Raw genomic sequence first — 21,493 nt, 5'->3', positions numbered from 1 at the left:
ATGAGGATTAAGAGTATTTTAATAATAGTAACTGTCATAGGACTAATTACGACTTTCATAGCCTGCCAGAAGGACTTTTTGCAGATCCCTGCTGTTTCAGGCTCTACGACCATAGATTCAACATTCGGTACAACCGAAAAGGCGCTTCTTGCTGTAAGAACTGCTTATAAGGGCTGCCTTTCGCAAGGCCTGCCTTACAGGAACGATCCATGGAATGCCATGATCCAGGACAATATGACCGGCAGCCTTTTTTATGGGCACGCCTGGGGTATTGCGCGGAATATCGTGATCAGCGGACTGAATTCGACAAGTACCAATGAAGACATGGAAGGCTTTAATTCCAATTACAATTTTATCCGGCAGGCAAACCTGATCAGGGAAAATATTAATAAGGTCAGAGACATGAGCGATGCAGACAAGGCGATAATTAAAGCAGAAATGAAAGCACTGATTGCTTATCGTTATTGCCAGATGTTTATTATGTACGGAGGAGTGCCAATTGTAAGCCACAGCCTTACAACCACCGACGACCTGGCTATTCCGAGAAGTTCGGCAAAGGCTGTTTTAGATTCGGTGGTAACCTGGTGCGATGAAGCGTTGCCAGTGCTACCTTCTGAATGGCCCGGAAACTGGGAAGGCAGGATGACCAAAGCTGCTGTTTTGTCCGTTAAAGCTAAAATTCAGCTGTTTGCTGCACGCCCGTTATTTAACACCGCCAGTCCTTATCTAAGTCTGGGGGAAAGAAACGATCTCATCTGCCTCGGAAACGTTGATCCTGACCGATGGAAAACTGCGGCACTTACAGCTGAGGCTGTTATCAGAGAGGCTGAAACAAATGCAGCTGCTTATATTATAGACACTAATAATCCGCTTGACGATTATGGTACAGCGACCTCCACTCCCAGTAACCCTGAAGTGCTGCTTGCCTTTAAATTTGTAAATACATCAGGCGATAACGGGGGCTGGAATACATTGCCTATGACGGCCTTCTATTATCCGCGGATCAACGGCGAACACTCTTCAGCTGCAGGTTTTACTTTATTACCGTCACAACTGGAGAATTATTATAAGCAGGATGGCACCGATCAAACCTGGCCCGCACTGGACGCTATTACGCCCTTTGCCGATTATCTGAAGCGTATGGATGAAATGGAGCCACGCTTTAAGGCTGACTTTATGCCTTACGAAAGGAGTGCATGGAATAATCCGGGTGATGCAAACTGGAGCAATACCAGCATCGGGCTTGGCTATAGTAATGGTGCTGCCCGCAGTGTAAAGTTCTACTATAAGGCTGGTACCAGGAGATGGTTCGAGTTTCCTATATTCCGGCTGGCATTTGCTTATCTCGCCGCCGCCGAGGCTTATAACGAAATGGGCCAGGCAACTGATGCCCTGCTTAAGCTCAATAAGATCCATGAGCGCGCCGGGCTACCCGCTATTACCGAAACAGATAGGGACAAACTCCGCCTGCTAATCCAGCGGGAATGGGCCATTGAGTTTCATAAGGAGAACTTTCGACTGCATGAGATGAAGCACTGGAAACTACCCAATATTGGAAATGGTTTAATTGGCGGCCCGGTAAGGGGATTTGGTTATAATAATAATACCACCCTTAAAACAACAGGTAATACCAACTACAGTATCCGGATCATCTACCAGGGCTTCTGGTCGCCGAAGCAATATCTTAACCCTTTTCCGCAGTCTGAAATAAATAAAGGATATCTGATTCAGAATCCGGGATACTAATATCATTAACCCATTAATAAGATCATATATGAACATATATAAGCTAAGGGCGTCTGGTGTATGGTTGCTGCTGTTCAGCATCTGTTATTGTACCAGCCAGGCTTTTGCCCAACGCCCGGCAGATACTACACTTGTTCTGCCTACCACCGGTTCTATGCCTGCGCCGTTCTTCCAGGTAGCAAAAGAGAGGGACGTGATGCCTCCTTCAACTATCAACGGGAGAATACTCGAAAAAACTCCGGTTGCCAACATTACCAATACTTTATATGGCCGGTTGCCGGGACTCACAGTGAGGCAGGGATCAGGAGAACCGGGATATGATAATGCGGCTCTATTTATCAGGGGGCGCGGCAGTTTTGACAATGCCGGCCTTATTATTTATGTCGATGGATTTCAGGTATCCAGCTCTTATTTTCAATACCTGTCTCCTTCAGAGATCGAAAGCATTTCTGTGCTGAAAGACCCTGTAAGCCTGGCTACATTTGGTATGAGGGGCGCCAATGGGGTGCTATGGATTGTTTCGAAGCGTGGATCTCCAGGCCGGCCGAAAGTACAAGCCCAGCTACAGTCGGGTATGCAGTCTGCAATAGACATAAACAAACCTTACCGGTCTTTCGATTATGCAAGGTTGTATAATCAGGCCGTCAGCAACGATAATTATTCCTTAAATGCCTACAAGTTTAACTGGACACCAGCTTATTCAGAAGCCCAGCTTAATGATTACCGGAACGGAACAGGGGCCGATGTTGACTGGTATGGCGAAGCGCTCAGGAAAAACAGCCCCTATACCAATGCAAATGTGCTTTTAACTGGAGGTGATACCGTTACACGATATTCGGTGGTACTTGACTATATGAATCAGGGTGGCTTGTACGATATTAAAAGTAATGACTTTCAATCGAATGCAGAGATCGACAGATTTAATATCCGCTCAAACCTGGATTTTAGATTTTTTAAGATATTCGAAGCAAAAGTCGATTTGGGCGGGCGGATAGAGGATCGTCGTTATCCAAACTACAATGGGGGATCGCTATGGGCCGATATGGGTAATTATCCTGCTAATATTTATCCTATAAAAGATGTTACGGGCAACTGGTCGGGTACCTCATTATTTCCAAATAACCCGATTGCTTCTTTGAATGCGCTCGGCTGGACTTCCACGCATGATAGGACGCTTCAGGCTAATTTTAATTTAAAGGAGCGGCTTGACTTCGTTACTCCTGGTCTTTATCTGCGGCAGGCGGTCTCCTTCAATACCTGGACCCGGACCAATTCAAGTAAGACAGCTACCTATGCACGGTTTTTTAATGGTGCAAAGACCACAACCGATCTTACAACTGATATTGTCTCTAATGCAACCAGCCCTGTTAACCAATACGATTGGAAGCAGATTAATTTAGGGGCGGGGTATGACAGGACATTCGGTGGGCATGCCGTTACTGCGGCGATTAATTATTGGGGCAGTGATTATACGATAGATCAGGGACAGAATACTGCCGGCCAGAATACAGGCCTTAATATTTTCTATCATAACTACAATATCGGCGGCCGGCTGAATTACGCCTACGACAAACGGTATATTCTGGATCTGGGCTTTGGATGGAGCGGATCGGATAACTATGCTCCCGGTAATAGATGGGGATTCTACCCGGCGGCAGGTGCAGGATGGGTGATCAGTAACGAGTCTTTCCTGAGCGACAATAAAATGATTACATTTTTAAAGCTTCGCGCCTCGGCAGGAAAATCGGGTAACGATCAGACTTTTAGCGGCCGGTTCTTATACCAGCAGTATTTTATCAGCAGCGGTACCTATTATACTGGCAATAACTCTCTAACCGGTATAGGAGGTATAGTGCCCAATTATGCAGCCAATCCTGACATCTTAGCTGAAGAGAGCATGAAATATAATGCCGGCCTGGACCTCACAATATTGAACAGGATTTCGTTATCGGGCGACGTGTTTCTGGACAAACGTTCTGGTATTGTAGTACAGAACAACGAGCTCTCGGCACTGTATGGTGCAGCGCTGCCCTATGCTAATCTCGGGAAGGTAACAAATAAAGGCTTTGAGCTTGTTGTTAACTATCTGGCAAAAGCAGGCCCCGTTGCAGTAGATGCTGGCGCTATGGCTGCATACGCGCGGAATACTATTGATTATCAAGCTGAAATTCCCCCGGTTAATTCATTCAGCAGCACTACGGGTCTGCCTATTGCGGCACAAATGGGCCTTGTAGCAGATGGCTTATTCGATATTGCTGATTTTAATGAAAACGGGACACTAAAGGCTGGTATCCCTGTTCCTAATTTTGGTGCGGTGCAGCCTGGAGACATCAGGTATAAAGACCTCGACAATAACGGTTTGGTAAATCAGAATGATATCACCAAAGTTGGTAATTCCAATCTGCCCACGCTAACCTATTCGTTCAATTTAGGGCTGCGTTATAAGAATTTTGACTTTTACACCTTATTTCAGGGAGTGTCTGGCAATGATATAGATATTTTATCCGCAGCACGCGGGCAGGTAGTGGCTTTTGTGAACAATGCCAATATATATCCGATAGCAGGTAACGCCTGGGCATATTATCCCGATCAGGGCATTGATACCCGGGCTGCTGCCGATTACCCGAGGCTGACGACTAAAGGCAACGAGAATAATTATCGTAGCTCATCTTTTTGGATCAAGGACGGCAGTTTTCTGAGGCTGCGTAATGTTGAACTGGGCTATAGTTTCCCGGCCGGCTTGTTACGTAAGGCCCATGTTGAGAAGTTAAGAGTGCATATTAGCGCTGTGAACCCGGTAACCTGGTCCTCGTTAAGTAAGAATTTTAATATAGATCCTGAAACCACAACTGGTTATCCTGGCCTTAAGTCATTTAATGCAGGTGTTTCGTTAACCTTTTAATGAGCTATTATGAACGTACAACGTATATATATCAGTATTCTCACAATTGCTGTGGCCATAGGAGCGATAGGCTGCGGAAAAGATTTCCTGGATACCAGGATAGACCTGTCACAAACAGAGGAGACGCTGAACACTAACTATGCTACCCTCACGTCTCTTGCCAATGCGCCTTACAGCAATTTGCGCAACGAGTTTACAATGATCGATAATAATCTCTTTGCGGCGGTTTCGGATGAGGCCGTCCAAACGTCTCCAGCGTCAAATGTAATGCTCTTTAACAATGGCAGTTGGAATGCAATTAATAATCCCGATAATTACTATGCTGCTTATTATGTAGGGATCCGCTCTGCGAATTATTTCCTCGAGCAGTCCGGCAACTATAAGACCTTTTTGGCGCTGAACCGAGATACTGTTTCTGCCGTAGGGAAGGAGAATTATCAGAACGATGTCCTGAATCTCGGGTGGTACAGGGCCGAAGCGCATATACTGCGGGCATGGTATTACTTTGAGCTGAGTAAGCGTTATGGCGGGGTACCTCTTGTGACACGCACCCTGGATGCCAAGGAAAATACCTTGTTGCCAAAAAATACTTATGATGAGATCGTTAGCTTTATTGTCAGCGAGGTAGATGCATATAAAGACAGTTTACAGGTAAACTGGAAAACCTCCAGGTTCGCCAACAACGACGGCCGGTTGACAAAAGGCGCTGCACTTGCGTTAAAGGCTCGCGCATTGCTGTATGCAGCCAGTCCGCTATACAACACTACCGGTAATATCGATAAATGGAAGCAGGCTGCGGCTGCGCTGAACGATGTAATAGTATTTGGCCAGGGAGTGGGAGCTTATGGCCTTCATAGTGATTACAGGAATTACTTCCTCGAATCCAATATGCTAAACAGTAGTGAGACCATCTGGGCTATTCGTTATCCTGCCGACAATAATCTGGAGAGAAGGAATTATCCGATTGCAACCGCAGGTGGGGCGAGTGGTGTTACACCGTCCGAAGACCTGGTATCGGCCTATGAGTACAAGGGGACACCAGATCCTGCAAATCCTTATAATAACAGAGATCCCCGGCTGTCTATGACGGTAGTGACCAATGGTAGTACCTGGAATGGACGGGTGATCGATCAGTCCCAGGGGGCTACGGATGATATGCGTAAGCCTAACGCTAGCAGAACAGGATATTACTTAAAGAAATTTCTGGCAGACGGGCTTAACCTTACAACGGGCACGACTAAAACGCATAATTTTCCTGTGATTCGCTACGCTGGTGTATTACTTGAATATGCCGAAGCGATGAATGAGGCATACGGACCGAGTGATTATAACGGTTACGGGATGAATGCTTTACAAGCTGTAAACATGGTAAGGGCAAGAACTGGAGTGGTTATGCCGGCTCTGGTGACTTCCGATAAGGCTACTTTGAGAACAGCCATTAAGCACGAGCGGAGGATAGAGCTGGCTTTCGAGAACTATCGTTACTGGGACCTGCTGAGATGGAAAGATGCCACCGCGGTTCTAGCTCAGCCGATAAAGGGGGTAATGGTGACAAAAGACGCTGGCCAGTTTGTATATACTCCTGTAGTAGTGGAAAACAGGGTGTTTGATGCATCCAGAATGTATTTTTATCCGTTCCCGCAAACAGAAGTGATCAAATCGAAGGGAGCATTGGTACAAAACAATGGCTGGTAACGTTCTATTAATTCCTAAAAACAGTATTATGAAACTAAAATATCCCGCAGCCATGCTGCTGCTTTTATACTTCGCTACTGGATTTGAAGCGTGCGATAAGGCCGATTCAGACCAAGCATTTGGTATAACCGGCGTTTATATGCCACAGGCCAATATCGGATCGGGTGGTGTAGATAACAATTATTTAGTACCTGCGGGTACGGATACTTCTACTTATAATTATATCGTTGACAGGCCAGGAAAGAAGATTCATATAATAATGGGTGCTTCCCTGACCGGTTCGGAAAGCGGACCGTATTCTGTTGATATCAGTGTAGATAACGATACTACGACTAAGATGCTTTCGAACGGAACCTATGATCGCGCTTTGTATAAACAGATGCCTGCTTCAATGTTCACATTGCCTGCGAAGCTGGAAGTAGCCGCAGGGCAAAGAGGTGCGACCTTCCGGGTATCGCTGAATATAGATCAGCTGAAGCTGACGGAATATGCGGGTAAAAAGTTATTACTAGCTGTGAAAATTGCGAATCCGACTCACTATACCCTTATCAGCAGGTTGAGCACAACCATCATGATCCTGGACGTCAATGCCCTGGTAGTAGGCCCGCGTAAAGATTGGGTGGGCAGCAGCTATCTGAAAAATCCTGGAAATCCGTTTGCTGCTGCGGCCCTGCAACCTGGTCAGACACGATGGGGCACATTAGCCGATTGGAAAACAAATGCTTCTGTGTTGAGTCACGGTGGGTATGGTGGGTTCTCTTCGGGACTTTTAAATATGGAATCGGGATGGGGATCGCCGCAGATATTAAATGGTAAGATCTATCAGACTGTTACTTTGCCTGCGGGTAATTATTACTACGATTTGTCTGGTGGCGATTGGTCTGGCGGTGAGCACTTCTTGAAAGATCCCGCGTACTCGGTAGTTGCGATGAATGTTGATTCCTTGCCGGATTATAAGGATATAGCAGGAAATCCGAACATCAAGTACGTTTTGTTAACCAAAGCACCTCAACAGATACTCAATTTTCAGCTTACAGAAACGACCAAAATTACACTGGGTTCTGTAATCAACTATATCCAGAATGAACAGGGATTTAAGACCAAACAGGTTCTTCTGTATTCCTATCCTCAAAGTTTGTAGGGTTGTATATGGAAATATATATAAGGGCCATTGAAGTGTAAATGAGGTTTGTAATTAAAAATGCGAAACAGGCAATTTTGGAAAATAGTTAAAATGACATCATGATAAAAAGGTTAAATCTTTTGTTGACTTGTGCTTTAATGGCCCTAACTACAGAGATGATGTCCCAGAGTTTGAACCCTGCAGTCACCGTTACGGACGATGGGTACAAGTTGGTATGGGCTGACGAATTTAATATTAAAGGTATACCTGATCCAGGAAACTGGGAATTTGAGAAGGGCTTCGTACGAAATAATGAATTGCAGTGGTACCAGAAGGATAATGCTTTCTGTGATTCAGGTTTGCTGATTATCGAGGCGCGCAAAGAAATGTTTCCTAATCCCCGTTATAGTGAAAGCAGAACCGATTGGAGGTCTGGTCGCAGAAACGTTGAGTATACCTCCTCGAGTATAAATACAAGAGGTCTTCATAACTGGAAGTATGGAAGGTTTGTAATGAGGGGCCGCATAGATATCAGCCCAGGGATGTGGCCTGCATTTTGGACTTTGGGGATTAGCCGGCCATGGCCCTCAAATGGAGAAATTGATATTATGGAATATTACAAAGGCAATATCCTGGCAAATATTGCCTGCGGAACCCAGGTGAAAAATAAGGCAAAATGGTATAGCAAAACCAAAGCTGTAAAAGATTTTCAGGATCCCTCGTGGTCCTCTAAATTTCATATCTGGCGTATGGACTGGGATCAGAATAGTATCAGCTTGTTCGTTGATGATGAACTGCTTAATAAAGTGACTTTGGATGATCTCGTTAATGTCGACGGCAGTGGATTTAACCCTTTCAGACAACCACATTATATTCTTTTGAACCTTGCTATCGGCGGGGATAACGGTGGTGATCCCTCTGGAACCATATTTCCACGCCGGTTTGAGGTCGACTATGTTAGGGTGTATCAAAAATGATGGAGGTTATTGTCATGAGGGGTATTAAAATTTTTTTAACTCTGGGTATCGCCTGTATTGTCGGTGTAGCTACAGGCCAGGTAATCCAGGCAGACAGTATTTCACGTTTGAAAAAAAACGTGCATGGAAAGGAAGTCTTTCAGGTTAATAACCCCGATCGAAAAAAGAGCCCCTTTACCGGCATGACAAGAAGACACTGGAAGGAAGCAGGCCTGTACTTATTGTCGGGCGCTTTTAGTTATGTTCATCAACTTAACGATCCGATGAAGTTTCCGAAGCAGCCCGGAAAGAGCTATCCCCGAAATACCGGACAGGTAGCTGTAGAGAAGCTTGAGGGGCTGTGCCGTACGATGTTCATTGCAGGTCCGCTTTTGAAGGAGCAACCTGATTTGGAACTGAATGGAATAGAAGTGGGCGATTACTACCGGCACCAGTTATCGATGCTGGTCGACCCGCAGAGTGATACTTACATAGCGCCACGTGCTGCGAATGGCGGGCCCAGCCAGACCCTGGTTGAGTTTGGAGGTTTAGCGGCGTCCTTGCTGACATCACCTGAAATCTTTTGGGACCCGCTTAGCGGAGAGGTGAAGGAAAGGCTGGCAAAAACCATGCTGAGCTATGGTGATGGCCCAACTATCGGGATGAACTGGCGCTATTTTAATATCCTGATCCTCAGCTTCTATAAAAGCCGAGGGTACACTGTTAATGAGAATCTGCTGAAAGACCTGGTAGAGAAGTCTTTGTCTCAGTATGATGGACAGGGCTGGTATAACGACAGTCCTTATTACGATTATTACAGCATGTGGGCTTTCCAGATGTACGGGAAAATATGGTCTGAATATTTCGGAAAAAAATATTATCCCGAATATTCGGCACGACTGGAGAAGAATTTTAATGATCTTCAGGATAATTACCCATTCATGTTTTCAAGAAAAGGAGAAATGATCATGTGGGGACGCAGTATCTCCTATCGGATGGGAGCAGCTGTCCCTTTTCCCTTAATGGGGCTTAGTCCCCGTCCCAACGTTAACTATGGATGGATGAGGCGCATTGCTTCAGGTACAATTCTTCAGTTTCTTGAAAGGCCCGGTTTTCTCCAGGACAGCATACCAACCCTGGGTTTTTACGGAGCCTTTGAACCGGCTGTTCAGTCCTATAGCTGCAGGGGGAGTGTGTTCTGGTTAGGGAAATTATTTCTTGGATTGCTTATTCCTTCACAAAGCCCTTTTTGGACCGCTGCAGAAAATGAGGGCGCATGGCAGGACGAACTACAGAAAGGAAACGTTTATAACAAATATGCAGATAAATCGAATCTGCTTATAACAAACTACCCTGATATCGGAGCATCTGAAATACGGGCATGGTGCTTCAGCAAAACAGTAGGAGTGTATCAGGGCACGGAGAATTATACAAGATTATCCTATAACAGCGCGTTTCCATGGCAGGCCGATGGCATAAATGGAGAAGTTTCCATGGCATATGTTTACAAAAGTGGCCAGACCAGTTGGGAAGCATTACGTATGTACACTTTCAAGAAATACGCAGATGGTGTTTATTACCGCGATGCAGTATTTGCCTCCAATGAAAATGTTAAGTTAAATCTGGCTGAAATTACTCTGCCCAATGGCATATTACGGATAGACAGGAATACCAGTTCTGTAGCCAGTCAAATCCGGTTGGGACATTACGCACTTCCGGCAGTTTCACAGGCTCTTAAAGAACGAACTCTTAGTGTAAGGGGATACAAAGTTAAGATTGTCGATAATGGAATTTACCAGCTGGCGCTGGTTCCGCTCTGTGGATGGAATAAATCCGAGACGGTTTATTCAAAAGGACTGAATCCCGTATCCGACAAAAGCGTGGTGATCAACGTTGAAAACACTTTTGATCCGTCTTCAGATAGAGACGACATTTATGGAACCTTGATGTTGTGGAAGAAGTCAGGTGAAAAATGGAAAAACGACGAACTGGTGCCTGTTACCAATATTAACTATAGCAAAGGATCGGGAAAAGTCGTTTTAACTTTTGTAAACGGGCAAAAGAAAACTATAGAATTTTAACAATACATACACTTAAAAATGAACTCTACTAACTTCAGAACAGCATTGTTAGTTTTTACGGTCCTTTTTATATCTTCAGTTTCACTCACTGCTCAGGACAAGGACGGAAAAACCATATATCCTGGCGCCGTATGGCCGGATGACCATGGTAACCATATCCAGGCCCACGGAGGAGGAATCATTAAACTAGGGGCCACCTATTACTGGTTCGGCGAATACCGGGCAAAAGATAACCTTCCGGAGTTTCGGTATGTGGGGTGTTATTCATCAACAGATTTAGTGAACTGGAAGTTCCTGAAAAAGATCCAGTTTCCTGATCCCGAAAACCTTGGTGCAGGTTGGGTACTCGAGCGTCCCAAAGTGTATTATAACAACAGAACGAAAAAGTTTGTGATGTATATGCACCTCGACGACAGGAGTTATAAGTTCGCGAGAGTGGGCGTCGCCGTCAGTGATAAAGTGGACGGGGAATACAAATTCGTCAAAAGTTTCAGGCCACTCGGGTTGGAAAGCAGGGATATAGGACAATTTATAGATGATGATGGCACCTCTTACCTGGTGTTTGAAAGCCGCCCGACAAGAGGTTTTTATATCGCAAAGCTTTCTGATGATTACCTGAACGTTGCCGAACAAACCTGTTTCATCAGTGCCCCATTAGAGGGTGGTGCGATCGTTCATTATAATGGCTTGTATTACGCAATAGGATCAGCATTGACGGGCTGGGATCCCAATCCTAATAAATTTGCGACTGCTAAATCTTTAGAAGGCCCATGGTCTGAATTTAAAGACATTGCACCTCCGGAAAGTAAAACCTATGGTTCGCAGTCGACTATGCTGATAAAGGTGGCGGGATCAAAAGATACAACCGTGATTTTTATGGGCGACCAGTGGCGCCCGTCCTCTCAGTGGGATTCAAGGTATTTATGGATGCCTGTTGAAATCGGGGAGGGAAAGCTGAAGTTACCCGAACCGAAGCCCTGGAAGCTGAATATTAAAACAGGGCAGGTAAAAGTTGAAAATAAATAAAATCTTAACTCTTATGCAGCTAGAGGCTTTTATTATATTAGCTGCTCATTATTGTCAATCTTACCCTTCATGAAAAGAATTCTTTTACTTCTTTAAACAATGATAAGAATAAAACATATTGCCCATCTTCTCCTCTTTTCGGTACTGACAGTTCAGGTTGCCGCACAAAGCATACGAAAAGAATATCTTCTGGATAAGAACTGGAAGTTTAAGCAGGGGGATTATCCCGATGCCGTAGAATCCCGCTTTAACGATTTGAAGTGGAAAACGGTGTCTGTGCCCCATGACTGGGCTATAAAGGGCCCGTTTGATGGGAATAATGATCTGCAGAAGGTGCGGATAGAGCAGAACCTTGAAAAGGAAGCTAGTGTTAAGTCGGGCAGGACAGGGGGACTTCCTTTTGTCGGAACCGGTTGGTACAGACTGAAATTTATGGTGCCAGGTTTCCTTCCCGGTAAAAAAGCTGTCTTATTATTTGACGGTGCTATGAGCAACGCCCGTGTATATGTTAACGGGAAAGAAGCGGGCTTCTGGCCCTATGGCTATAATTCCTTTCACCTGGATGTTACATCCCTTCTGAATCCGGCCGGCGAAGTAAATACGCTTGCAGTGCGACTCGAGAATTTTTCTCAGTCATCAAGATGGTATCCGGGAGCGGGTATTTACCGTAATGTTCATTTGTTTGTAACGGAAGACGTACATATTCCGGTATGGGGCACTTATCTTACCACTCCAGTTATAAATAAGGAATTCGCAAAAGTTAACTTAAAGACAAAAGTGGAGGCGCCCGCCGGAAAGGCGGCAGATCTGCGTTTGGAAACAGAGATTCGCGATGCCCGTGAAACAGTGGTTGCTTCGTTTACATCGAACCTTAAGGAATTTGATGATCTTGAGTTCGAACAGAACCTGGTTGTAAAGAATCCCTTCTTGTGGTCACCTGAAACACCGGTGTTATATACGGCTGTCTCCAGGCTTTACGAAGGAAAAACGCTCAAGGACGAGTATAAAACACGTTTTGGGATCAGGTCTATTAAATATGAGGCCGCCAAAGGTTTTTCCTTAAATGGAGAAATAAGGAAATTCAAGGGCGTATGTAATCACCATGACCTTGGTCCTTTGGGAACGGCTGTAAACACAGCTGCCCTCCGCCACCAGTTAACCCTGCTAAAAGACATGGGCTGCGATGCTATCCGTACCTCTCATAATATGCCTGCACCTGAACTGGTGGCTTTATGTGACGAGATGGGATTCATGATGATGGTGGAATCGTTCGATGAATGGAAAACCCCTAAGGTTAAAAATGGCTATAGCCAGTATTTCGATGAATGGGCTGAAAAGGACTTGGTCAATATGATCCATCGCGATAGGAATAGTCCATCCGTTGTAATGTGGAGCATCGGGAACGAAGTGCCCGATCAAAGCGCAGAAGGTGGAAATAAAATAGCCAAGCGGCTTCAGGATATTTGCCACAGAGAAGATCCTACCAGGCCTGTTACTGTAGGTATGGACCGGATTAACGACGCCCTGACAAAGAACTTCGCAGCGGTACTGGATATTCCAGGATTCAATTATAAGCCAACATGGTATGAACGTGCTAATAATGCTCTGCCGCAGGGTTTTATTCTGGGGACCGAAACCGCGTCGACCGTGAGCAGCAGAGGTGTATATAAGTTCCCTGTCGGGTTTCAGAAGATGAAGCAGTATGATGATAATCAAAGCTCTTCCTATGATTTTGAATATTGCAACTGGTCGCAGGTGCCTGATGACGAATTTGTAAAACAGGATGACCTTCCTTTTGTGATCGGGGAGTTCGTGTGGACTGGCTTTGATTATCTCGGCGAACCAACGCCATACGATTCTAAATGGCCTTCTCATAGCTCCTATTTTGGGATCATAGACCTGGCAAGCATTCCAAAGGACCGTTTCTATCTGTACCGCAGCAAGTGGAACACTAGCAAGCCAACCCTCCATATCCTTCCGCACTGGACCTGGCCAGGCCGGGAAGGCGAAATTACACCGGTTTTCTGTTATACGAATTATCCATCAGCTGAACTATTTGTAAACGGGAAGAGTATGGGCCGGCAAAGTAAGAGCAATACGAATAATCAAACACGTTACCGCCTGATGTGGAACGACGTTAAATATGAGCCCGGCGTTATTAAAGTGGTTGCTTACGATAAGGATGGTAAAGCTGTTGCTTCAGAGGAGGTTAAAACTGCCGGAAAACCACACCATATTGAGCTGAGTGCAAACAGAACGGAAATCATTGCTGATGGCAAAGATCTTGCCTACATAACCGCGAAAGTTTGTGATGCCGAAGGGAATCTTTGTCCCCAGGCCACCAATTTACTGCAGTTCAAAGTAAAAGGAGATGGCCGCCACAAAGCTGCAGCTAATGGAGATGCTACCAGCCTTGAGTTATTTCATCATCCGCAGATGCATGTCTTCAAAGGGATGCTGACCGAAATTGTCCAGTCTTCGGAAAAATCAGGAGCAATGCAGTTAACTGTAAAATCTAAAGGACTTAAAAGTGGCACCCTTACAATAAGAACCATTAAATGAGATGAGAGGTCTTCTTTGTATCGTGCCTTTGTTTCTAGTGTTGGCCGCAGCTCAGGCGCAAGGCCTGCCGGCTAAAGTGAGGTTGGTAGATGTAGGCGAGGCGTGGGCAAGTAACTCGGTTAATGCAGTGATATTCAGAAGAAACTCGCTTGTTACTTTTAGGGATACTCAATATATCGCTTATTATGACAATGATGGCTACGTTGTGGTTGGAAAGAGAAAGTCAGCTGATACAAATTGGACGTTAAAACGAACTGAGTACAAGGGTAAAGTAACAGATGCTCATAATACCATTAGCTTAATGGTGGATGGCTCTGGATATCTTCACGTTTCCTGGGATCATCATAGTAATGCCCTCCGGTATTGCCGGAGCGTAAGTCCCGGTTCTTTAGATCTTACACCGAAAATGCCGATGACCGGTATGCTTGAAGAAAGGGTTACTTATCCGGAATTTTACCGCATGCCAGACGGGAACCTTCTTTTCCTTTACCGCAACGGCCAATCAGGGCAGGGGAATCTGGTGATCAATAAGTATGATATAGGGACTCAGAAGTGGAACCAGTTGCACCGTAATCTTATTGACGGGGAAGGACGGCGAAATGCCTATTGGCAGTCTTATGTAGATGCCGCTGGTACGATTCACATTTCTTGGGTCTGGAGAGAAAGTCCCGACGTGGCGAGCAACCATGATATGTGTTATGCCCGTTCCACAGATGGCGGCAAAACATGGGAGAGGTCAACAGGTGAGAAGTATATTTTGCCAATTACGGCGGAGAGTGCCGAATACGCTTGCAAAATACCGCGTCAAAGTGAGCTAATCAACCAAACATCTATGTGTGCCGACAAAAAAGGAAATCCTTTTATTGCTACGTATTGGCGTGAGCCAGGAACAGATATACCTCAATATCATCTGATTTATAAAGAAGGAAAAAGTTGGAAGACGCTGTCACTCGACTTCAGAAAAAAACCATTCAGCTTAAGCGGCGTGGGCACTAAACGAATTCCCATATCGCGACCGCAGGTAATGGTGAAAGGCACTGGCCGGAAAGCTTCGTTATTAATGGTCTTTCGCGACGAAGAGAGAGGAAGTCGTGCGTCCGCTGTAACAATTCGGTCATTAGGGAATGCTAAATGGAAAATTATCGATCTTAGCCAGGATTCTTTAGGCTCATGGGAGCCAGGTTATGATACGGAGCTATGGAAGGACAAGCAACGGTTAAATCTCTTTATTCAAAAAGTGGAACAAATAGATGGAGAAGGAAAGGCCAATGTTGCGCCTTCAATGGTCAAGGTTCTCGAATGGAGCCCATTTAAAAAGAATAACCAATATAGAAATAAATTATGAAGAGAGCACACTTACTAATTACTCTTTGCCTGTTATCTGTTTTAACAGCCTGTTCAGTAAATAAACAACTAAAGCCAAAATCTGATCTGGTTCAAACGATCAATAAGAATTTTCAGGGCGCTTCTGCTCAATATAAAGTAATGATGAAGAACCTTCCGCCCGACAGGTTTCCCAAAACATATTTTCCAGCTACCGGGAAGTTTGAAACAAGCGGATCCGGCTGGTGGTGCAGTGGTTTTTATCCGGGAACACTGCTGTATCTTTATGAGCAAACAAAAGATCAGACTCTATTGACGGAGGCTGAACGTGTACTCACTGTTCTTGAGAAAGAACAATATAATAAGACCACGCACGATCTGGGCTTCATGATGTTCTGCAGCTTTGGCAATGCGAATCGCATTAATCCAAAGCCGGAGTACAAAGATATTCTGATCAACAGCGCGCGGTCACTCGCCAGTCGTTTTGATCCTAAAGTAGGTTGTATCAAGTCATGGGATTCAGAAAAGTCTGATTATCTCGTTATCATAGATAATATGATGAACCTTGAGCTGCTCTTTTGGGCTACAAAAGTGACCGGCGACTCTTCATTTTATAACATCGCGATAACGCATGCAGAAACGACAATGAAGAATCATTTCCGCCCTGATTACAGCTCCTACCACGTGATCAATTATAATCCTGAAACAGGCGCGGTACAGAAAAAGAGAACAGCACAGGGTTATGCTGATGAGTCGGCCTGGGCACGCGGACAGGCGTGGGGTTTATACGGTTATACCGTGATGTATCGCGAAACGAAGAATAAAAGATATCTTGAACAAGCCAGGCATATTGCTGAATTTATACTAAATCATCCTAATCTGCCTGCCGACAAAATACCTTACTGGGATTTTAATGCTCCTGATGTTCCTGATGCGTTGCGCGATGCATCAGCTGGCTCGGTGATGGCTTCTGCGTTGCTTGAGCTCTGCTCTTATGTGGATAAGAAAGAAAGCGCAAAATACTTTAACGCTGCAGAAACGATGATCACGACCCTGTCTTCCAGCCAGTATAAAGCTGCGCCCGGAACAAATGGCGGATTTATTCTGATGCACAGTGTCGGGCACCTTCCTCAAAAGTCGGAGGTAGATGTTCCGCTTACTTATGCCGATTATTATTTTGTAGAAGCAATGGAACGCTATAAAGCGATGTCAAAATAGAAACATATTATCTTAGCCCCTTAGTGCCTCTATCTCCTGAATGGTTTTAGCTAAAGGTTTGCCGAGAAGCTGCGCGCTGCCATCGGTTATAACGTAGTTGTCTTCTATTCGTATTCCCCCGAAATTGCGGTATTGTTCGAGTTTAGTATAATTTATAAACTCATTAAAGCGCCCTTCGGCTTTCCATCTGTCAATTAGTTCAGGAATAAAATAGATTCCGGGTTCGACCGTAAGGACGAATCCGGATTGCAGCTCCCTTCCTAATCGGAGAGACTTTAAACCGAATTGATTGGTGTTTTTCCTGAGGTTATCTGTATAGCCAACGTATTCTTCGCCCAGGTCCTCCATATCATGTACATCAAGTCCCATCATGTGACCTGTGCCGCATTGAAAGAACATGGCATGAGCTCCGGCTGCTACAGCTTCATTCGTATCGCCTTTCATTAACCCTAGTTCTTTGAGCCCGTTTACAAGCGTTTTGCAAGCATGCAGGTGAACATCAAGGTACCTCATGCCTGGTTTCAACAGAGCTGTGGATGATTCGAGGGCATTAAGAACAATGTTGTAAACTTCTTTTTGCGCTTCAGTGAACCTCGTCGATACAGGAAATGTGCGGGTAAGGTCGCCTGCGTAACCCATAGCTGTTTCAGCCCCTGAATCGTTAAGTACCAACTGCCCATCCTTCAGGATATTTTCATGATGATGGTTATGGAGAATTTCACCATGGACCGTCAGAATAATAGGGTAGGCGATGTTGCCTCCTCCGTCCAGGGCTTTGGCATGAATGGCAGCAGCAATTGCGTTTTCGCTCATTCCGGCTGCAGCCACTTTCATGGCAGTTAAATGCATCTCCCTGGTAATGTTCACTGCCTTTTCTATCTCGTTAATCTCTTCAGAAGATTTTATCGAACGTTGCGATATTACAGCTTTAATAAAATCAAGTGAGGCGTTCTCTTTGCAGGAAGCCGGTTCGATGCCGAGCAGGTGAAGCAATCGAAGAACATTTTCAGGCCGGTAGGGAGGTAGGTAATGAATGCTCCGTTTTTGATGTCTTATTTTTTGAAGGAATGTATGCAGGCTTTCCAAAGGCAGCACCTGTTCCATGCCAGCTTTCAGGCTTTTTTCTTTCAACGTTTCCTGCCTTCCCATCCATACAATTTCATCGAGAGTCATTTCGTCGCCAAATAGAATTTCCTCTCCGCTGTCCAGGTCTACCACTGCCGCGAGCTTCGGCATACTAATCCCGAAATAGTACAGGAAGGTGCTGTCCTGCCTGAAGCTGTAGGCATTGTCAGCGTAGTTCATAGGACTTTCGTCGTTTCCCGGAAAGAGCAGAATGCCTTCTTGTACTTTATTCTTCAGTTCTTTTCTTCTATGGATATAAGTCTCCTTTGAAAACATAGCAAAACTGTTTTTTTGAGTAAAAGTATTAAAAGCACCCGGGAACTGGTAAAAATGATAAAAAATGAAATGAATTGGTGAATAACCGCTAATTAATCGTGTAATATAAGAACCATTTTTATGAGTATGAATCATACCGGAAAAAAGGCAGCAACGTATCCCGCGAGTATTCCTTTTATTATTGCTAATGAAGGCGCAGAGAGATTTAGTTTTTACGGTATGCGGTCTATCCTGGCTACGTTTTTGGTTGCCCAGTTTTTTAACCCGTCTCTTAACCCTGGATTACAAAACGTCGCCGAGGCTAAAGCGAATGAGATTACGCACCTGTTCGTTTCGCTGGCCTATGCCCTGCCTTTCGCTGGCGCTATTGCCGCCGACTGGTTTTTTGGGAAGTACCGGGTGATCTTATACGTTTCGATCGTTTATTGTCTGGGGCATCTTTGTCTTTCGCTCTTTGAGGACGATCTGGATAAGTTCAGGCTGGGACTCCTGCTTGTTGCGGTGGGTGCCGGAGGTATAAAGTCCTGTGTGTCTGCTAATCTCGGCGATCAGTTTAACGAATCCAATAAACACCTGATGGCGGGCATGTATGGCTGGTTTTATTTTAGTATTAACTCGGGTTCTGTTTTGTCTACTATCATGATTCCGTGGGTATATGCTAAATATGGTCCTTCATGGGCATTTGGTATTCCGGGATTATTGATGGCCCTGGCTACTGTGATCTTTTTTAGTGGAAGAAAAAAGTACGTAAAGATCCCCCCTTCAGGTATTAACAAAAACAACTTTCTGTTTATTTCAGGTTACGCTCTGATCAATTTTCGCCGCAGAAAAAAAGGTCAACCTTTATTGGATGTGGCCAAGGGGAAATTCGACGAACGTAAGGTGGAAGATATCAAATCGGTCTACAATGTAATGGCAGTCTTTGCTTTTATTCCGGTCTACTGGGCTCTTTGGGATCAAAGTTTGTCGGAGTGGGTGCTTCAGGCAACGAAACTGGACCTAACTATTTTTAGTTTTCAGGTTCTGCCCGAACAGGTACAAACGGTTAACCCATTTTTTCTGCTGCTGTTCATTCCGGTATTCAACTACTGGATTTATCCTTTTTTCGATAAGATGGGCATAAAGACAACTCCCGTAAGGCGAATAGGCGCAGGACTGGTCGTAACGGCCATATCATTCCTAATCATAGCGCTTATCCAGGTATCTGTAGATGGAGGAGCGAGGCCTTCGATATGGTGGCAGATCCTCGCTTATGCGCTGCTGTCAGCATCTGAAGTGCTCATATCGGTAACGGGTCTGCAATATGCTTACACGCAGTCGCCTCCCTCAATGAAAAGCACAATGGCTGCTCTCTGGCTGATGACGACAGCGATTGGTAACTTCTTTACAGGCATGGTAAACCGCAACATCGCTCAGGATGGAGTGTTTTCGGGGCTTAAAGGCGCAGATTATTACTGGTTTTTTATAGGACTGCTGTGCGCTTTTATAATACTGTACTTTTTTGTCGCGGGAAGAATAAAGGAACGCAGCTATATTCATTCTCCTGAAGATGAATTATTAGTGGCCAGCCAGTCACACGGGCAGTAAAAATCGCAGCAGTAGTTTAAGTAATTATCATTTTATATATGTTATCGGGATGAAAATGAAACCTTTTTACCAGGAAAGTTTAAAGAAAATCTTCGCAATGCTGCTTTCTACATCACTTTTAAATACTGTCAATGGACAGCAAAGTCCCGCGTCCGGCTTTAATTTGTATGAGGAAAGCAGTGAAATGGCCGGAAACATCATCCGGTATGAGCAGGATCTCAGGGCCATTGAGGCTTTCTATTCACCTAGAGAAGTCACCCGTTCATACAGCCGTTCTTACAAACCGGTTTTGAATTCTCCGGAGCAAAGACGAAGACTACTTGACATTGACCGTGCGTATCTTTCGATACTGCAGGTAACTGATTTTGATGCAATGAATATCAACGGAAAAGTTGATTATATCCTTTTGAAGAGAAACATTGAAGATCATATCCGAAAGCTCACAAAAGAGGAAGACGACTATCAAACAATAAGCCAGTATATCCCTTTCGATGATGAGATTTACAAGATAGAGCAGGGGCGACGCAGGGGAGTGTCTTTCGACGCCGAACAACTGGCAGCACAGTTGAATGAAATGGTGAAGGCCGTGAATGATGCGGCCGCCTTATTGGAGAAGAAGACACCATTCCTTGAAAAGTCCCTGGCTTTGTGTGGTGGCGAGGCCGTTAAGGGATTGCAAGCGCGTTTAAAGGGGGTATTTGATTTTTATTCGGGATACGATCCGCTTTTCAGTTGGTGGGTTCCAGCACCGTATCGCAGACTTGATTCGGCATTACAGGATTATGCGAAATTGTTTCTTACTAAAGAACGCGTAACCATACACCAGAAGGATGATGGAAGCGGAATAATAGGCCGGCCTATTGGCAGGGAAGAACTGATAAGGCAGCTTAAGGTTGATATGATACCTTATACGCCGGAAGAACTTATTGCGCTGGCGAATAAAGAATTTGAATGGTGCGATAATGAACTGCTGAAAGCTTCGGGAGAAATGGGTTTCGGAAAGGAATGGAAAAAGGCGCAGGAGAAAGTAAAGAACAGCTTCGTTCCGGCCGGTAAGCAGCCTGAGCTCATCTTGAAATTATATAACGATGCGATCAGTTTTATTAAAGAGAGAGAGCTCATTACCATTCCTCCATTGGCGGAAGAAACGTGGGAGATGATCATGATGAGCCCTGAGAGGCAGATGGTTAATCCCTTCTTTACCGGAGGGCGTGAGATCAGTATTTCTTATCCAACGGATGATATGAGCCATGATGATAAGCTGATGAGCATGCGGGGGAATAATCCTTATTTTTCAAGAGGAACAGTTCAGCATGAACTAATTCCCGGTCATAACCTCCAGTTCTTTATGAACAGCAGATACAAGTCCTACCGCGATAATTTTAATACACCCTTTTGGACGGAAGGATGGGCGCTTTACTGGGAGTTATTGTTGTATGAGAAAGGCTTTGCAAAAACACCTGAAGAACGTATTGGTATGCTGTTCTGGAGAATGCATCGTTGTGCACGAATCCTGTTCTCTCTGAATTACCACCTGGGTAAATGGACGCCTCAGCAATGTATAGACTTTCTGGTTGATCGGGTAGGGCACGAACGGGCTAACGCTATTGGAGAAGTCCGGCGCTCCTTTGTCGGGGGATACAGTCCTCTTTACCAGGTCGCCTACCTTGTGGGAGGTCTGCAGTTCTTAAGTCTGAAAAGAGAGCTTGTTGATGGCGGAAAGATGACCGACAAACAGTTTAACGATGCCGTCATGAAAGAAAATGGTATGCCCGTTGAAATGCTCAGGGCTATTCTGATCAATCAACCCCTGAAGAGGGATTTTATAACCAGTTGGAGGTTTTATGACTTTTAAGTTGTAAGTAATAAGTTA

At 44.9% G+C, this 21,493-nt stretch carries 13 protein-coding genes; 12 read left to right on the top strand and 1 reads right to left on the bottom strand.

Features of this window, described 5'->3' with window-relative positions:
* The 10 genes from BDE36_RS14945 (at position 1) to BDE36_RS14900 (ending at position 16,632) form a co-directional block, all read left to right on the top strand.
* The gene (locus BDE36_RS14945; RefSeq protein WP_161987634.1) at positions 1 to 1,746 is read left to right on the top strand and encodes a RagB/SusD family nutrient uptake outer membrane protein; all 1,746 of its coding nucleotides are present in this window, start codon (positions 1 to 3) and stop codon (positions 1,744 to 1,746) included.
* Positions 1,747 to 1,774: 28 nt separating this feature from the next.
* Positions 1,775 to 4,648 carry a SusC/RagA family TonB-linked outer membrane protein gene (locus tag BDE36_RS14940; RefSeq protein WP_141815512.1) on the top strand — a complete coding sequence of 958 codons (2,874 nt, stop codon included), beginning with the start codon at positions 1,775 to 1,777 and terminating at the stop codon, positions 4,646 to 4,648.
* Positions 4,649 to 4,657: 9 nt separating this feature from the next.
* On the top strand, positions 4,658 to 6,343 hold the full coding sequence (locus BDE36_RS14935; RefSeq protein ID WP_141815511.1) for a RagB/SusD family nutrient uptake outer membrane protein: 1,686 nt from the start codon (positions 4,658 to 4,660) through the stop codon (positions 6,341 to 6,343).
* 28 nt (positions 6,344 to 6,371) lie between these two features.
* The gene (locus BDE36_RS14930) at positions 6,372 to 7,484 is read left to right on the top strand and encodes a DUF5013 domain-containing protein (protein ID WP_161987633.1); all 1,113 of its coding nucleotides are present in this window, start codon (positions 6,372 to 6,374) and stop codon (positions 7,482 to 7,484) included.
* Between the two features lie 101 nt (positions 7,485 to 7,585).
* The gene (locus BDE36_RS14925; RefSeq protein WP_235904476.1) at positions 7,586 to 8,443 is read left to right on the top strand and encodes a glycoside hydrolase family 16 protein; all 858 of its coding nucleotides are present in this window, start codon (positions 7,586 to 7,588) and stop codon (positions 8,441 to 8,443) included.
* Positions 8,440 to 10,503: a DUF2264 domain-containing protein gene (locus BDE36_RS14920; protein ID WP_202618210.1), complete on the top strand. Its 2,064-nt coding sequence runs from the start codon at positions 8,440 to 8,442 to the stop codon at positions 10,501 to 10,503. The genes BDE36_RS14925 and BDE36_RS14920 overlap by 4 nt, the downstream gene beginning before the upstream one ends.
* An 18-nt stretch (positions 10,504 to 10,521) precedes the next feature.
* Complete coding sequence (locus BDE36_RS14915) at positions 10,522 to 11,529, top strand: family 43 glycosylhydrolase (protein ID WP_141815509.1); 1,008 nt, start codon at positions 10,522 to 10,524, stop codon at positions 11,527 to 11,529.
* A gap of 99 nt (positions 11,530 to 11,628) precedes the next feature.
* Complete coding sequence (gene galB, locus BDE36_RS14910) at positions 11,629 to 14,091, top strand: beta-galactosidase GalB (protein ID WP_141815508.1); 2,463 nt, start codon at positions 11,629 to 11,631, stop codon at positions 14,089 to 14,091.
* A 1-nt stretch (position 14,092) separates the two neighbouring features.
* Positions 14,093 to 15,436, top strand: coding sequence for a BNR repeat-containing protein (locus tag BDE36_RS14905; protein WP_141815507.1), 1,344 nt, complete (start codon positions 14,093 to 14,095; stop codon positions 15,434 to 15,436).
* Positions 15,433 to 16,632, top strand: a complete 1,200-nt coding sequence (locus tag BDE36_RS14900; protein WP_141815506.1) for a glycoside hydrolase family 88 protein — start codon at positions 15,433 to 15,435, stop codon at positions 16,630 to 16,632. Before BDE36_RS14905 ends, BDE36_RS14900 begins: the two co-directional genes overlap by 4 nt.
* A 12-nt stretch (positions 16,633 to 16,644) precedes the next feature.
* Here the strand turns inward: BDE36_RS14900 and BDE36_RS14895 are convergent, their stop codons facing one another.
* Positions 16,645 to 18,033, bottom strand: coding sequence for an aminopeptidase P family protein (locus tag BDE36_RS14895; protein ID WP_141815505.1), 1,389 nt, complete (start codon positions 18,031 to 18,033; stop codon positions 16,645 to 16,647).
* Between the two features lie 120 nt (positions 18,034 to 18,153).
* Here BDE36_RS14895 and BDE36_RS14890 point away from each other — a divergent pair, with 120 nt between their 5' ends.
* Together BDE36_RS14890 and BDE36_RS14885 are read left to right on the top strand one after the other, a co-directional pair.
* Positions 18,154 to 19,620: a POT family MFS transporter gene (locus BDE36_RS14890; protein ID WP_235904474.1), complete on the top strand. Its 1,467-nt coding sequence runs from the start codon at positions 18,154 to 18,156 to the stop codon at positions 19,618 to 19,620.
* A 49-nt stretch (positions 19,621 to 19,669) separates the two neighbouring features.
* A complete protein-coding gene (locus BDE36_RS14885; RefSeq protein ID WP_244939620.1) occupies positions 19,670 to 21,475 on the top strand; it encodes a DUF885 family protein in 1,806 nt (601 codons plus the stop codon).
* Positions 21,476 to 21,493: the final 18 nt, after the last annotated feature.

Origin of the sequence: Arcticibacter tournemirensis (genome assembly GCF_006716645.1) — a bacterium.
GTDB lineage: Bacteria > Bacteroidota > Bacteroidia > Sphingobacteriales > Sphingobacteriaceae > Arcticibacter > Arcticibacter tournemirensis.
Note: the sequence above shows the minus strand (reverse complement) of the source record. Positions and strands in the feature narration are given on the sequence as shown.